This is a genomic window from Wohlfahrtiimonas chitiniclastica (assembly GCF_002252325.1).
Taxonomy (GTDB): Bacteria; Pseudomonadota; Gammaproteobacteria; order Cardiobacteriales; family Wohlfahrtiimonadaceae; genus Wohlfahrtiimonas; species Wohlfahrtiimonas chitiniclastica.
This window is the reverse complement of sequence record NZ_NEFL01000001.1, coordinates 1,049,523-1,064,051: the sequence shown is the minus strand read 5'-3', so window position 1 is coordinate 1,064,051 and position 14,529 is coordinate 1,049,523. Positions and strand designations below refer to the sequence as shown.

Sequence of the window (14,529 nt, the reverse complement as noted above, 5' to 3'; positions counted from 1 at the left end):
GACCGCTTTTTTGATGAGTGACTCATAACTTTTTACGATTGAGCAGCAATGAGTTGGTCAGCACACATACAGAGCTCATCGCCATGGCAGCGCCTGCAATGATGGGCGTGAGTAAACCAAACGCCGCAAATGGAATGCCGATGGTGTTATATAAAAATGCCCAAAAGAGGTTTTGACGGATTTTGTGCATGGTGGCTTGTGAGAGCTGCAAAGTGCGATCAATGTTCGTAAGATCCCCATTCATGATGGTGATGTCCGCGCTCTCCATCGCAATGTCTGTGCCTGTGCCCATGGCAATGCCAATGTCTGCTTGGGCAAGGGCAGGGGCATCGTTCATACCATCGCCAATCATCGCAACGGTGAGTCCTTGATCCTGCAATTTTTTCACATAATTGGCTTTATCTTCCGGCAAAACTTCTGCAAAAATGTGTGCGTCATCCAACTGAATTTTTGCGCCAATGTAACGCGCGGTGCTGGCATTATCCCCAGTCATCATATAGACGGCAATGCCGCGAGATTGTAAGCGGGCAATGGCATCGGGCGTTGTGGATTTTAACGCATCAGCCACTGCAATGATGGCTAGGAGCGTTGTTTCTGAGCTCAGCATCATTACTGTTTTGCCTTGATGCTCTAAGGCGGTAATGGCGTCAATGTGCTCGGAAACATCGATGCGCTGCTGCGTCATCAGGCGCTTTGCACCCACATAATAGCGCGTGCCATCAATGATGCCAGTCAAACCAAAGCCTGTTAAAGATTCAAATGCATTCACATTAATAGGATCAATGCCTTGCGCTTTGGCATAATTGACCATTGCGGTGGCTAAAGGATGCTCAGAGAGCGCCTCTAAAGCCGCCAGAATTTGTAAGGCAGAACCATCGCTTGTGAAATCTTTAAAACTTATCACCACAGGTTTGCCTTCGGTGAGCGTGCCTGTTTTATCGAGCACAACGGCATTGACGTGAGCAGCCGTTTCGAGGGCTTCGCCATTTTTGATTAAAATGCCGTGGCGCGCGCCGACGCCTGTGCCCACCATAATCGCGGTGGGCGTTGCTAAACCTAGTGCACATGGGCAAGCAATCACCAATACAGACACAGCATGAATGATGGCAGTGGAAATATCTTTCGTGATGAGCCAAGTGATGAGTAGTGCAATGAGTGCAATCGTCACCACAACGGGCACAAATATGGCAGAAATGCGATCAGCCAATTTTTGAATGGGTGCTCGGCTGCCTTGAGCCGCTTCCACTAAAGCAATGATGCGCGCTAAGGTGCTGTCTCCACTTGGTTTAGTGACTTGTGCGGTTAATGTGCCTGTGCGGTTGATGGTGCCGCTATAAAGCGGACTGCCAATGACTTTATCCACCGGTAAACTTTCGCCTGTGAGCATGCTCTCATCAATGGCTGATTGCCCAGCGATGACAACGCCATCAGCAGGGATGTTGCGCCCCGGTTGAATGAGGATTTGATCATTGACTTTAATGAGTTCAATGGGCACTTCTTTTGTCTGCCCATCAATGAGTAACAGCGCCGTTTTAGGCTGTAAATCCAGTAATTTTTTAAGGGCGGAGTTGGTTTTAGATTTGGCAATGTTCTCTAAATATTTGCCCATCAAAATGAGGGTGATGACTACGGCACTGGCCTCAAAATAGAGGTGATGGGCGTTGCCAAAAAATCCGTTATACACGCTCAGTAAATAGGCGCTGGTGGTACCAGTGGCGACCAAAACATCCATCGTGGCAGAGCCATTGACCAAGGATTCATAAGCGCCTTTATAAAAGCGTGCGCCAATGAAGAATTGAATGGGGGTCGTTAAAATGAGTTGCACCCAAGGATTATGCACAAAGCTCACCCACGGCGCATGATGATTGAACATCATCGCGATCATGCCGATCACCATTGGGGCAGACAATAGGGCACTGATGATGAGCTCACGTTTAAGTTGATTGAGGGACGCTTGATGCATTGCCTCAACTTCAGCATGATTCTCTTTAAGATCCACAATTGCCCCAAAGCCAGCATTTTCTATGAATGTGCCAATCTCTTTAGGGGAAATGAGGGTGGGATCAAATGCAACCATCGCCTTTTCACTGGCGAAATTGACATATGCGTGGTGGATGCCTGCTTTTTTATTGAGAATCTTTTCGATGCGTCCTGAGCAGTTTGTGCAGGTCATTCCTGTGATGGCAAATGTCACTTGGTGGATGGATTCATTTGCCGTCATGATTAGATCACCTTTGCTTCAAACCCAAGATCATCAAGGGCGTCAAGGATGTCATTGATGGAGAGGGTGGCATCATCAAAGGTGACCTGGGCGGTTTTTGTGGCAACGTCTGTGCTGATGGCATCAATGCCCGCGAGTTTTGATAAACCATTTTCAATGGATGAAGTGCAGTGGCCACAGCTAATGTCTGGCACTGACAATGTGATGTTTTGCATATCAACTCCTTAAAAAATTCTTAAGGCTACTTATTCGGGCAACAAGCATCAGAGCATTGGCATTGTCCTTTCACACAGTTACAAGGCACTTTGCATAAAGCAAATTTGCGTTTTTGTTGCACCGCCGCAGCGATTAATTCCACATCTTGGTGAGAGAGAGGATTCTCCTCAATCAGCGCCGCAATGTATTTGCCCATTTTTGTGGAGCAAATGTGGTGAGCGAGTTCCGCTCGAGTTCTCTGAAGGGACTCTTTTTCAGAGATGGTGGGATAATAGCGGTAACGATTGCCATCGGCATGTTTACCGACGTACCCTTTTTTCGCTAAACGAGAGATCAAAGTTTTAACCGTTGACGGTTTCCAGTCATGTTTTTCTGACAGCACTGAGATCACCTCATTGCTCAAGCACTCGCCTTGAGTCCAGAGCACGCGCATCACTTCCCATTCAGTTTTGGTAATTTTAATATGAGACATTGTCCACCATACAAAAACTATCGACTACAATTGTAGTCGATATTTGTCTAAAAGCGTAATTTATTTTTACAAATAATTCCTTGAACCACCCTCATGATTCTGCTCACTAGTATAATGTATGCGGCGTTATTATTAAATTCTATTGCGTTGATTTGTCGATAATTCTCAGGATCTAGCAGCGCTTTGGCTGAAAATGATGCTAACTTAATGATTTAATCATTAACTCAATTTTCAATGCTTAATCATTGTGCAGTCATTGCATTAAAAAACCTCGCATTTGCGAGGCTTTGAGTGCTTAACCTTGTAAGGTTTTTAAAACAGTTTGCACATGTTCAGGAACTTTGACTTTGCGCCATTCATGGAGAATGTTGCCTGTTTGATCGAGCACAAAGGTGCTGCGTTCAACGCCAAAGCCGATTTTGCCATACAGATTTTTCTCTTTGATCACATCAAAGGCATTGCAAATGATGCTCTCTTTATCAGAAATGAGTGTAAATGTGAGGTTCAATTTATCCACAAATTTTTGATGTGAGCCGACAGAATCGCGTGATACGCCAACAACTGCGGCATTGAGCGCTGTGAAAGCTGCTAAATTGGCCTCAAAGTCGCCCGCTTCTGTGGTGCAGCCCGGAGTATTATCTTTGGGATAAAAATAGAGCACGATTTTGTCATGGGTTGCTGCAATGTCAGACAGTGACACCTCGTCATGTTGTGTGGGAAATTTTTGTGACCAAAGGGTTTGAATATTTTCTTCAATGGACATACATTACCTCCTAAAGATGATGGATGTGAAATCATAACACGTCCAAAGCGTAATGAAAGAGGTCACCATGATGATTCACCCTTTAGCCATCACCATTGGCTTATTAACCTTGAGCAATGTTTTTATGACGTTTGCTTGGTATGGGCATTTAAAATTTATGCACTCGCGCGCATGGGTATTTGCGGCGTTTGTCAGTTGGGGGATTGCGCTTTTTGAGTATCTTCTACAAGTGCCTGCAAACCGCATTGGCTATGAAGTGGCGAGCGCCGGGCAACTTAAAATCATCCAAGAAGTGTTGAGTTTATCGGTCTTCATTCCGTTTTCGCTCTTTGTGCTCAAAGAGCCGTTTCGCTTAGATTACATTTGGGCGGGCTTATGTTTATTGGGCGCAGTCTTTTTTATGTTCCGCCAAGAGATTATGGGATGATGTGGCAGGTGCCACATCATTTAAATGACAGGATTAAATTTTTGCACCTGCACGTTTGAAAATATTCATGAGTTTAATTTTTTGTACGATGTCGATGGCAGCATCATTTAAAATCCCTTTAGTATCACCGCCGAATGCGCCCATGGATAATGTTGCTTCTGAATGAAGTGTGGCAAGTTCTTTATGATCTTTGCGATTAATGATTTTAACTTCTATCAAAGCACGTGCTTTGCCTGCGCCAAAACCCACAAAATAGCGAAGGGCTCGGCTGCCTTCATCCATATTGATATCATATTTAATGATGGTGTCATAGGTGACGCTTTGTTCATCGATGTGCGCATTTTTTAAGGCTGTTTTTAATGCTTCTTCAAAATATAAGTCATATTCTGTGCCACCGCTCGGCTCAACCATATAGCTCGTTTGTGTTGCATCTGTTTGTGTTGAATGTTTAACATGATTAGTATTCATGGTTGAACAGGCACAAAGAATGCCTGTGAGGCTTAAAGCAAGGATGAGTTTTGTCATAATAATCTCTAATTCTATTGTTTCGTTTAATCATTGTTGTTTATGGGCATCAACTGCCGGTCGCGATTATATAATGCTTTGTATTTTTCGTGTGCAGGGAAGTGTCAAGCTGTGTCATTAAGTGTTAATCGCCAGCGGTGTCATGAATTTGATGCGATTAAAATTTTGCTTTTGACCATTCTTTGTTTAGAGTAAAACTCTCTATTTTTTCTAAGTGGCTTCTCATGTCTGCCTTCATTACTGCCTTTTTTCAGCAAGTGTATGCATTGCTGCCGTTTTTCATTTTGATGGGAACGGGCTATTTTTTAGTGCGTGTGCGCAAATGGCCCAAAGAGTTCACGCGCGGTTTGACGCGTTTTTTATTCAATTTAGCGATTCCCATCATGCTCTTTGGGGTCATGAGCCGCTTTCATACGCAGCAAGAAGTCGATCCTAAGCTCATTTTGGCGTACTTTGGCGGATCATTCATTCTCTATTTCATTGCAATGATTGTGTCGCGCAAATTTCTCAAGCTCAATGCTAAAGAAGCATCCGTATTTGGCATTGGCGGCATTTTTTCTAACAATGTGATGGTGGGCATTCCCATCATTATGCTGTTTATGGGAGGCGATGCCATTGCCGTGTCTGCCCTCATCATTACTTTTAATGCTTTGCTCCTTTGGAGTTTGGTCTCTTTTTCCATTGAATGGGTGGAACATGGCTCATTTTCCTTAGGTGGCATCATTGCCACCACAAAAGGTGTGCTGCGTAATCCCGTGGTGATTGGCATCATGCTTGGCTTATTAGTGAGCTATTTTAGAGTACCCATGCCGGACTTTATGGGGCGCACCATCACGATGTTTTCTAACATGGTGGCGCCATTGTCTTTGCTATCAATTGGCATGGGGCTTGCGGAATATCGTTTGGGCGCAAAGCTTAAAATTGGCATTGGCATCACGATTTTTAAATTGATTTTGCATCCGCTCATCATATGGCTTTGCGCATTAGCCCTTGGTTTGCCTGCCTTTGAAACCAAAGCGATTGTATTGTTAGGTTCAATTGCCGTTGGCATGAATGTTTACTTAATGGCGATTAAATTTGAAGTGATTGAAGATGCCGTGGCTTCTAGCATCGTGTTAACAACGATTTTCTCCGCAATTACTACGCCAATAATTTTGCTTTTAATGGCGTGATTGTTTAGGATACCGAGTGATTTTTCCCGTGGTTCGCAATCCTCCCACACAAAAAAACTAAGGAGTTTTTATGTCTAATACAGAAGGTTTAACGTTACTTGGCAATCAAAAAACTGAGTATGTTGATCAATACAATCCAAAGGTGCTTGAGGCTTTTCCAAACTCGCATCCGGATCGCAATACGTTTGTGAAGTTCAATTGCCCAGAGTTCACAGCCCTTTGCCCAATGACAGGGCAGCCTGATTTTGCGACGATCTACATCAGTTACATTCCAGATACAAAAATGGTGGAAAGTAAATCTTTAAAATTGTATCTCTTTAGCTTTCGCAATACCGGCAGTTTTCATGAAGATTGCGTCAATAAAATGCTCAATGATTTGGTGGATTTATTAGATCCACGTTATATGGAAATCTGGGGTAAATTTACGCCACGCGGCGGCATCTCCATTGATCCTTATGTCAATTATGGCAAGCCTAATACCTCTTGGGCTGAGTTTGCCCAAACGCGCCTTGTGAATCATGATCTCTATCCAGAGAAAGTGGACAACCGTTAAGATATTGAGAATTTTTTTCATGGGATTGTTGTCATTTTGTCGCAGTTGTTTGCTACAATAAAAACTGCCCTGTGGCATTTATATAAGGATAAAACCGTGAAAAAACTATTATTATCAGTATGTTTAGGTTCATCATTAATGTTCTCTCCTGTTGTTTTCGCTCAAGACGCCTCTGTACAAAGCGTTAAACAATTGATCACAGATACAGGTGCTGCGGATATGGGCACAATGGTTTTAGAACAATTGATTGGCCAATTGAAACAAATGGGCGCAACGGATGCACAAATCGCTGAAGTGAAAAAAGAGTTCAATGTGGATCAATTGATTGATTTATTGGTACCTGTGTATCAAAAAGAGTTCACAGAAGCGGACGTGAAAGCATTCTTAGAGTTCTATCAATCGCCCGCAGGTAAGAAAATGATTGAAAAGCAACCTGTGATCATGCAAGAGTCAATGATGATTGGCCAACAATGGGGCATGGGTGTTGCACAAAAGATCCAAACCATTTTAGAAAAATAATCCTTTGGGATAATTTGAGAAAAGCCCACGTAAGTGGGTTTTTTTATGCGTGTAAAATGCTAGAATGAATGATTTTTAGGGTTTTAATTAACGATTTTATCGGGATATTATGGAAAAGACATATCAGCCAAGTGCAATTGAATCGAAGTGGTACGATTTTTGGGAATCCAATGGATTATTTAAAGCGTCAGGAGATACTGCAAAACCTGCTTACTGTATCGTGATCCCGCCGCCAAACGTCACGGGTACTTTGCACATGGGGCATGCTTTCCAAGATACGATCATGGATTTTTTGATCCGTTATCATCGCATGAAAGGCGATAATACCTTATGGCAACCGGGTACGGATCACGCAGGGATCGCCACACAAATGGTGGTTGAGCGCCAATTGAACCAACAAGGTTTGACACGTCATGATTTAGGCCGCAACAAGTTTGTGGAAAAAATCTGGGAATGGAAAGAACAATCCGGTGGCATGATCACCAAACAATTACGCCGCATGGGCGCAAGTGCAGACTGGTCACGCGAGCGCTTTACGATGGATGATGGTTTATCAGAAGCGGTGAAGAAAACGTTTGTAGATCTCTATGATCAAGGTTTGATTTATCGTGGTCAGCGCTTAGTGAATTGGGACCCTGTGTTAAAAACAGCAGTCTCTGACATTGAAGTAGAATCTGTCGAAGAGCAAGGTTCTTTATGGCATTTGCGTTACCCAATCGATGGCACGGATGAGGTGATGATTGTCGCCACAACGCGCCCTGAAACCATGCTTGGTGACAGCGCTGTTGCAGTCAATCCAAATGATGAGCGTTATACTCATTTAGTGGGCAAAATGATCAACTTGCCTTTGTGTGATCGTCAAATTCCAATCATTGCAGATGATTATGTGGATCAAGAATTCGGGACAGGTTGTGTGAAAATCACGCCAGCGCACGACTTTAATGACTATGAAATGGGTAAACGTCATGATTTACCGCTCATTAACATTTTAACGCCCGATGCGAAAATTAACGATGAAGCGCCAGAAGCGTATCGTGGTTTAGATCGCTTTGAGGCACGTAAAAAAGTGGTGGCAGATTTTGAAGCCGCGGGCTTATTAGAAAAAATTGAGCCGCATACCTTAAAAATTCCTCGTGGGGATCGTACCGGTCAAGTGATCGAACCGTACTTAACAGATCAATGGTATGTGGATGCGAAAACATTGGCAAAACCTGCCATTGAGGTGGTTAAATCCGGGAAAATTAAGTTTGTGCCAGAAAACTGGGATAAAACGTATTATGAATGGATGAACAACATTCAAGATTGGTGCATTTCTCGTCAATTGTGGTGGGGTCATCAGATTCCGGCTTGGTATGATGAAGAAGGTAATGTTTATGTTGGGCACGATGAAGCAGAAGTGCGCGCTAAATACAATTTAGGTGACATTGCACTTCGTCAAGATGAAGATGTGTTAGACACATGGTTCTCCTCTGCTTTGTGGCCATTTACCACATTGGGCTGGCCTGAAAATACTGAAGAGCTCAAAACTTTCTACCCAACATCTGTGTTAGTGACGGGTTTTGACATCATTTTCTTCTGGGTGGCACGCATGATCATGATGGGAATGCACTTTATGGAAGAGATTCCATTTAAAGAGATTTACATCCACGGTTTAGTGCGTGACCAAGATGGTCAAAAAATGAGTAAATCTAAAGGCAATGTGCTCGATCCAATTGATTTGATCGATGGTATTGATTTAGAAACATTGGTGAAAAAACGCACCACCGGTTTAATGCAGCCACAAATGGCAGAGCGCATTGAAAAATCCACACGCAAAAACTTCCCAGATGGCATTAAAGCTTACGGGACAGATGCCCTTCGTTTCACATTCACAGCACTTGCCACGAATGGCCGCGATGTGATTTTTGATGTCGGTCGCGTTGAAGGTTATTCAAACTTCTGTAATAAAATCTGGAATGCGGCGCGCTTTGTGTTCATGAACACTGAAGGTCAAGCGATTGCGGATCAACCAGAAGCACGTTCACACATTGATGATTGGATTTTATCGCGCATCACTCATGTGAATGAAGAAGTTGAGCGCCATGTGGCTCAGTACCGTTTTGACTTAGCGACACAAGCATTGTACGACTTCATCTGGAATGAGTTCTGTGATTGGTATTTAGAGCTCACAAAACCTGTGTTAAACGGTGATTTCAGTGATGAGCAAAAAGCTGCAACCCGTTATACATTGTTGTCCGTGTTAGATGGCATCCTCAAAATGTTGCACCCATTCATGCCATACATCACTGAAGAGATTTGGCAAAAATTGGTGACCATCGCGCCAGTCTTTAAAGATTCTGACAGCATCATGACGGCAAGCTTCCCAAGCTTTAATGCCCGCAATGAAGCGCTTGAGGCGGACATTGAGTGGTTGCAAAATGTGTTGCTTGAAGTGCGCCGCATTCGTGCAGAAATGAACATTGCACCGGGTAAACCATTGCCAGTCTTGTACGAAAATGCTACAGAAGAAGATGTGCGCCGTTTGGCACAAAATGAGTTGTTTGCCCTTAAAATTGGTCGCTTAGAATCATTGACAGCCTGTGAAGGCAATGCGCCGGAATCAGCTGTGGCGGTTGTGGGTAAAATGCGCTTGTTGATTCCTTTGGCAGGTTTAATTGATAAAGAGCAAGAGTTGGCACGTTTAACGCGCGAAATTGGTAAGCTTGAGCCAAGCATCAAACAATTGGCGGGTAAATTGTCAAATGAAGGCTTTACTGCGAAAGCGCCCGCGGCTGTGGTGGCTAAAGAGCGTGAGAAATTGGCAGATATGGAAAACACATTGACGGAACTCAATCAACAATTAGTGAAGATTAAAGCACTATAATGCATTGATCATTCAGACAAAAGCGATCTTCGGATCGCTTTTTTTATACCATTTTATTTAAATCAATCATTAAATAATTCTATTGTTAATATTTTAATCAATTATGTTTAATTATATGTAGGTTTTATTTTTAATTTATCTAGATCAGCATCCGATTGAATGGTGCTAGGGAGTTTGGATATGAAAGAGAAAATAGAAAACTATACAGGCGCAGCCGGCGGTTGGGGTGCATTAAAAGCGGTGGTTAAAGCGCTTGAAGGGCAAATGGAGATCCGTGAGGATGCCAAAGCAATGTTTGAGATGAATAAACCGCAAGGCTTTGATTGCCCAGGATGTGCTTGGCCTGATCCTAAAAAATCCCCAATTTTTAATATTTGTGAAAATGGCGCTAAGGCCGTTTCTTGGGAGGCAACCTCTAAACGCGCCACGCTCGATTTTTTTAAAGCGCACACAATTACAGAATTATTAACGTGGTCAGACTATCAATTAGAAGATGCGGGCCGCTTGGTGCATCCGATGAAATATGATGCCCAAACCGATACTTATCAAGCCATAGAATGGCAAACAGCATTTGAAGAGATTGGTGCCATCATGCGTGGTTATGATGATCCAAATGTGGTGGAGTTTTACACCTCAGGGCGCACATCAAATGAAGCCGCATTTTTATTTCAATTGTATGCCCGTGAATATGGCACCAATAATTTTCCTGATTGTTCTAACATGTGCCATGAACCCACAAGTGTTGGCGTTGCAGCATCGATTGGCGTAGGTAAAGGCACAGTGCTGTTAGAAGATTTTGAACAAGCAGATTTAGTGATGTGCATCGGGCACAATCCCGGTACGAATCACCCAAGAATGCTCAATACATTGCGCAAAGTGTCAGAACGCGGTGCCACCATTGTTGCGATCAATCCCATGCGTGAACGTGGGCTTGAAAAATTCATCTATCCACAAAATCCTGTCGAAATGCTGACAGATCATGCGGTGCCTTTAGCCACGCCGCCCCATTATTATCAAGTGCGCGTCGGTGGGGATACTGCATTGATGAAAGGCATCATGCGCCTTGTGATTGAAAAACATGATGCAGCGATGGCAAAAGGTGAGCCTGCTATTTTAGACCTCGATTTTATTGCGGAACACACAATGGGTTATGATGCGGTCAAAGCCGATGTTTTAAACAGTGATTGGGCGGATTTAGAGCGGATCGCAGGTTTGTCAAAAGCAGTGATGAATGAGATTGCAGAACTCTACATACAATCTGAGCGCACCATCATTTGTTATGGTATGGGCATTACGCAGCATCAGCATGGTACCCATAACATTCAGCAGCTCATTAATCTATTGTTATTGAAAGGTAATATAGGCAAACCCGGTGCAGGATTGTGTCCGCTTCGTGGGCATTCAAATGTGCAAGGTGATCGCACTGTGGGCATTACGGAAAAACCGAGTGCGGAGTTTTTAGCGAACATTGAGAAACGCTTTGGTTTTAAACCCCCTAAAGATTGGGGGCATGCCGTTGTGGCGAGTATGCAAGCCATTTATGAAGGTCGATCTAGAGCGTTAATCAGCATGGGCGGCAATTTAGCTGTGGCAATGGCAGATCATGATAAAACGTATGCAGGTATGAAAGGTTTAGATCTTGCAGTGCATGTAGCAACGAAACTCAATCGCTCGCACTTATTGACGGCAAAACATACGTATCTTTTCCCTGTGCTTGGCCGTACGGAAGTGGATGTACAAGCCACTGGGGCACAAGCGGTGACGGTGGAGGATTCAATGTCCATGGTGCATGCATCGCGTGGTGTGTTAAAACCAGTCAGTGACGATGTGATGAGTGAATGTGCTGTGGTGGCAGGCATGGCGAAGGCAACCTTGCCAAACACAAAAGTCGAATGGGATGAATTTGTGGCAGATTACAGCAAAATTCGCGATGCAATGGGTGCAGTGTTCCCCAATCTATTCACGGATTATAATGAAAAGATCAAAGTGCCTGGTGGTTTTCATTTAGACAATGCTGCAGCGCGTCGCGTGTGGCACACCAAAAGTGGTAAAGCGAACTTTATTCCCACCGAAGGCATCATTGAAGATCCAAAATCTGCCTTTAACAGTGAGTTGGTGCTGGCAACAGTGCGTAGCCATGATCAATACAATACAACGATTTATAGTTACAATGATCGTTATCGTGGTGTTTTTGGTACGCGGGATGTACTGTTTTTAAGTGCCCATGAAGCGGAAGTTCAGGGGCTAAAAGCAGGGGATCGCGTCAATGTGATTGCGTTAGATGTCAATGGTCAGGCGACCGATCGCAGGTTAGATCATTTAGAAGTGGTGATTCATGCCATTTCTGATCGTTGTGCCGCGACCTATTTTCCTGAGGCCAATAATTTATTACCGATTGAAAGCATTGATGAGCAATCTGGCATTCCTGCTTATAAAAACATTCCGATACGTCTAGAAAAAGTTGCATAAATCACGAGCCCCAATCATTGATTGGGGTTTTTTATTCCCACTCAATCTTAATGCCAGCCTCTTTGAGCCAATCGCGCTCAAGCTGTAAATCTTGCTGAATGAGCGGATGCTCATCTAACCAATGGGGTGGGAAGGTAAGGGTGATTTTCTTTTTAGCATATTGAAAATCAAACTCTGGCATCGGTTGCGGTTCGCGGCTGCGGTGCAAAAGGACAGAGATGCGCAAAATCAGCGTCAATGGAATAGTGAAATCTGGCAGATACTCAAAATCATCTGGATTAAAGCGGCGCTTGTGATTGTATAAAATGGCCGCCAAAATCTTTTGATCTGTGCGGCTAAAGCCATCTAAATCAGCATGTTCCACCAAATAGGCACTGTGTTTATAATGGCGATGGTAAGAGATCGCGAGCCCAATTTCATGCAGTAACGATGCCCAGCCTAAATAACGGCGCGGACTGGTTAAATAGGGCGCGCTCAGCTCAATTTTATCCACCATATAAAGGGACGTGGCTTCAACGCGTTTAGCCTGCTCGATGTTCGCGCCAAAGCGGTGCACTAAGCTTTCGATGGTCAAATCCCGCATGTCCTCTTTATGAATGCGCCCCAGTAAATCGAGCACCATGCCTTCACGAAGGGCAGTATCCACAGGTTGAACCACTTCTAAATTGAATTTTTCCATCACGGCTTTGAGGATCAACAAGCCAGAACAAATGACGCGGGCACGCTCTGTGGTCAGATCAAAGCGGCGTTCGATCGCGCGCACTGTGCCAAGGGATAAGAGGATTTTAAGCAGCTTTTTGAGCGCTGTGGCTGTGATCTCCTCTTCACCTAAATTTTCTTGCTCGATCATTTCGCGCAGTGTGCGAATGGTGCCAGAGGCCCCAAAATATTGGCAAGGATCAGAGGTTAAATGAGGATGCAGCGGTTGCAACTCCGTTTCGAGATACAAAGCGGCAGCATGCACCTGCTTTTTTGAGATTTTATCATCAAAAAAGAACTGCTTAGCCAGACGAACACAGCCCACTTCTAAGCTTGAAGAGCGCAATAATTTATCTTTATCACCAAGCACAAGCTCCGTACTGCCGCCGCCAATGTCAATGACAAGGGCGAGCTGATCATGTAGATCCACATATTGAATCACGCCAAGATAGATGAGGCGCGCCTCTTCTTTACCAGAGATGATCTCAATCGGTACGCCAAGGGCGGCTTCCGCCTCGCGCATGAATGAAGGATCTTTGAGTTGGCGCAAGGTATTTGTGCCAACTACACGAATATTTTTGCGATCAATTTCCGCCAAACGCTCACCAAATTGAGCAAGACAAGTGAGGGCTTTTTCACGCGTATTTGGATGAATCAATTTCTCGGGTGTTAAACCATAAGCCAGTTGCACCATGCTTTTCATGCGGTCGATCACCACTAAGCGGCCGTTATCTTCCTGCACGATGGCTAAATGAAAACTGTTTGAGCCTAAATCCACAACCCCCAAAATTTTTTCATCCATATTCGATCCTTTAATAGATTATGACTGCGATTGTTTATGAAAGAGATGGTTAGAGAGTGTTGCAAAATCTGCCACAGAGAGTTTCTCAGCGCGTAAAGAGGCATCAATGCCACACGCTTCGATCTCTTCTTGGGTAAAGAGCGGCTTTAAAGTATTGCGAAGGGTTTTTCGCTTCATGGTGAAGGCGCATTTGACCACATCATAAAAACATTCATCCGACTCAATGCCATAAGGATCTTTTTCATGCGGCACTAAGCGCACAAATTGACTCATCACTTTTGGGGCAGGGTTAAATGCCGTTGGTGGAATGGTCAAAAGTGGAATCACTTGACAATAACGCTGCACCATCACAGAAAGACGGCCATATTCACTGTCATCTGGCGTGGCGGCCATGCGATCGATCACCTCTTTTTGTAGCATAAAATGCATGTCTTGAATGACATCAGCAACCGCTAAGAGATGGAAAATGATGGGCGTTGAGATATTGTAAGGCAAGTTCCCCACAATTCTGAGTTTACGCTCATCGGTTTTGAGGGTGCGAAAATCCACCGTCAATACATCTTGATGGATGATGTTGAGTTGATCTAACTCTGACAAAATGGGGATCAAATTGCGGTCAAGTTCGATGACGGTGAGTTCATTGAGCACGGTCAATAAAGGGCGCGTTAAGGCGCCTAAACCTGGGCCAATCTCGATGAGATGGTCATTAGGTTCTGCGCGGATGCTTTGAAACAATTGGATGATTAAAGGATAGTCAATTAAAAAGTTTTGACCAAAACGTTTGCGCGCCTGATGATGACGCACAAGTTGTAGATATTCATTTGTCAC

General features: G+C 44.0%; 13 protein-coding genes and 1 riboswitch. Of the genes, 6 read left to right on the top strand and 7 right to left on the bottom strand.

The features are described from left to right. Positions 1–22 precede the first annotated feature (22 nt). The 4 genes from B9T10_RS04925 to B9T10_RS04910 form a co-directional block, all read right to left on the bottom strand. Positions 23–2,221 (bottom strand): heavy metal translocating P-type ATPase, encoded by a 2,199-nt coding sequence (locus tag B9T10_RS04925; RefSeq protein ID WP_094537993.1) that lies wholly within the window; start codon positions 2,219–2,221, stop codon positions 23–25. A 2-nt stretch (positions 2,222–2,223) separates the two neighbouring features. After that, a complete protein-coding gene (locus B9T10_RS04920; protein WP_094537992.1) occupies positions 2,224–2,436 on the bottom strand; it encodes a heavy-metal-associated domain-containing protein in 213 nt (70 codons plus the stop codon). Positions 2,437–2,462: 26 nt separating this feature from the next. Continuing rightward, positions 2,463–2,909, bottom strand: coding sequence for a CopY/TcrY family copper transport repressor (locus tag B9T10_RS04915; RefSeq protein ID WP_008316438.1), 447 nt, complete (start codon positions 2,907–2,909; stop codon positions 2,463–2,465). A 295-nt stretch (positions 2,910–3,204) separates the two neighbouring features. Further along, complete coding sequence (locus B9T10_RS04910) at positions 3,205–3,672, bottom strand: peroxiredoxin (protein WP_094537991.1); 468 nt, start codon at positions 3,670–3,672, stop codon at positions 3,205–3,207. A 73-nt stretch (positions 3,673–3,745) separates the two neighbouring features. Here B9T10_RS04910 and B9T10_RS04905 point away from each other — a divergent pair, with 73 nt between their 5' ends. Next, a complete protein-coding gene (locus B9T10_RS04905) occupies positions 3,746–4,099 on the top strand; it encodes a DMT family protein (protein WP_026165636.1) in 354 nt (117 codons plus the stop codon). Between the two features lie 33 nt (positions 4,100–4,132). Here the strand turns inward: B9T10_RS04905 and B9T10_RS04900 are convergent, their stop codons facing one another. Beyond that, positions 4,133–4,624, bottom strand: coding sequence for a DUF4410 domain-containing protein (locus tag B9T10_RS04900; RefSeq protein ID WP_094537990.1), 492 nt, complete (start codon positions 4,622–4,624; stop codon positions 4,133–4,135). A gap of 224 nt (positions 4,625–4,848) precedes the next feature. On the opposite strand from B9T10_RS04900, the gene B9T10_RS04895 reads away from it, so the two are divergent. The 5 genes from B9T10_RS04895 to B9T10_RS04875 all read left to right on the top strand — a co-directional run bounded on the left by B9T10_RS04895 (position 4,849) and on the right by B9T10_RS04875 (position 12,200). After that, positions 4,849–5,796 (top strand): AEC family transporter, encoded by a 948-nt coding sequence (locus B9T10_RS04895; RefSeq protein WP_063455201.1) that lies wholly within the window; start codon positions 4,849–4,851, stop codon positions 5,794–5,796. Positions 5,797–5,818: 22 nt separating this feature from the next. Next, a riboswitch (PreQ1 riboswitch) is annotated at positions 5,819–5,863 on the top strand. Between the two features lie 3 nt (positions 5,864–5,866). Continuing rightward, on the top strand, positions 5,867–6,349 hold the full coding sequence (gene queF, locus B9T10_RS04890; protein WP_094537989.1) for a preQ(1) synthase: 483 nt from the start codon (positions 5,867–5,869) through the stop codon (positions 6,347–6,349). Positions 6,350–6,445: 96 nt separating this feature from the next. After that, entirely contained in the window at positions 6,446–6,868 is a 423-nt protein-coding gene (locus B9T10_RS04885) for a DUF2059 domain-containing protein (protein ID WP_008316447.1), read from the top strand. A 109-nt stretch (positions 6,869–6,977) separates the two neighbouring features. Then, positions 6,978–9,731, top strand: a complete 2,754-nt coding sequence (locus tag B9T10_RS04880; protein WP_094537988.1) for a valine--tRNA ligase — start codon at positions 6,978–6,980, stop codon at positions 9,729–9,731. Between the two features lie 180 nt (positions 9,732–9,911). Further along, entirely contained in the window at positions 9,912–12,200 is a 2,289-nt protein-coding gene (locus B9T10_RS04875) for an FdhF/YdeP family oxidoreductase (protein ID WP_063455198.1), read from the top strand. A 31-nt stretch (positions 12,201–12,231) separates the two neighbouring features. Here B9T10_RS04875 and B9T10_RS04870 read toward each other — a convergent pair whose 3' ends face one another. Both B9T10_RS04870 and rsmA read right to left on the bottom strand, forming a co-directional pair. Next, entirely contained in the window at positions 12,232–13,701 is a 1,470-nt protein-coding gene (locus B9T10_RS04870; RefSeq protein ID WP_008316450.1) for a Ppx/GppA phosphatase family protein, read from the bottom strand. 18 nt (positions 13,702–13,719) lie between these two features. Beyond that, on the bottom strand, positions 13,720–14,529 hold the full coding sequence (rsmA, locus tag B9T10_RS04865) for a 16S rRNA (adenine(1518)-N(6)/adenine(1519)-N(6))-dimethyltransferase RsmA (RefSeq protein WP_094491423.1): 810 nt from the start codon (positions 14,527–14,529) through the stop codon (positions 13,720–13,722).

Excerpts from the sequence above, each read along its gene's own strand:
- B9T10_RS04880 (WP_094537988.1), top strand. The coding sequence starts at position 6,978 with ATGGAAAAGACATATCAGCCAAGTGCAATTGAATCGAAGTGGTACGAT.
- B9T10_RS04925 (WP_094537993.1), bottom strand. The coding sequence starts at position 2,221 with ATGACGGCAAATGAATCCATCCACCAAGTGACATTTGCCATCACAGGA.
- B9T10_RS04915 (WP_008316438.1), bottom strand. The coding sequence starts at position 2,909 with ATGTCTCATATTAAAATTACCAAAACTGAATGGGAAGTGATGCGCGTG.
- queF (WP_094537989.1), top strand. The coding sequence starts at position 5,867 with ATGTCTAATACAGAAGGTTTAACGTTACTTGGCAATCAAAAAACTGAG.
- B9T10_RS04875 (WP_063455198.1), top strand. The coding sequence starts at position 9,912 with ATGAAAGAGAAAATAGAAAACTATACAGGCGCAGCCGGCGGTTGGGGT.
- B9T10_RS04910 (WP_094537991.1), bottom strand. The coding sequence starts at position 3,672 with ATGTCCATTGAAGAAAATATTCAAACCCTTTGGTCACAAAAATTTCCC.
- B9T10_RS04895 (WP_063455201.1), top strand. The coding sequence starts at position 4,849 with ATGTCTGCCTTCATTACTGCCTTTTTTCAGCAAGTGTATGCATTGCTG.
- B9T10_RS04920 (WP_094537992.1), bottom strand. The coding sequence starts at position 2,436 with ATGCAAAACATCACATTGTCAGTGCCAGACATTAGCTGTGGCCACTGC.
- B9T10_RS04870 (WP_008316450.1), bottom strand. The coding sequence starts at position 13,701 with ATGGATGAAAAAATTTTGGGGGTTGTGGATTTAGGCTCAAACAGTTTT.
- B9T10_RS04900 (WP_094537990.1), bottom strand. The coding sequence starts at position 4,624 with ATGACAAAACTCATCCTTGCTTTAAGCCTCACAGGCATTCTTTGTGCC.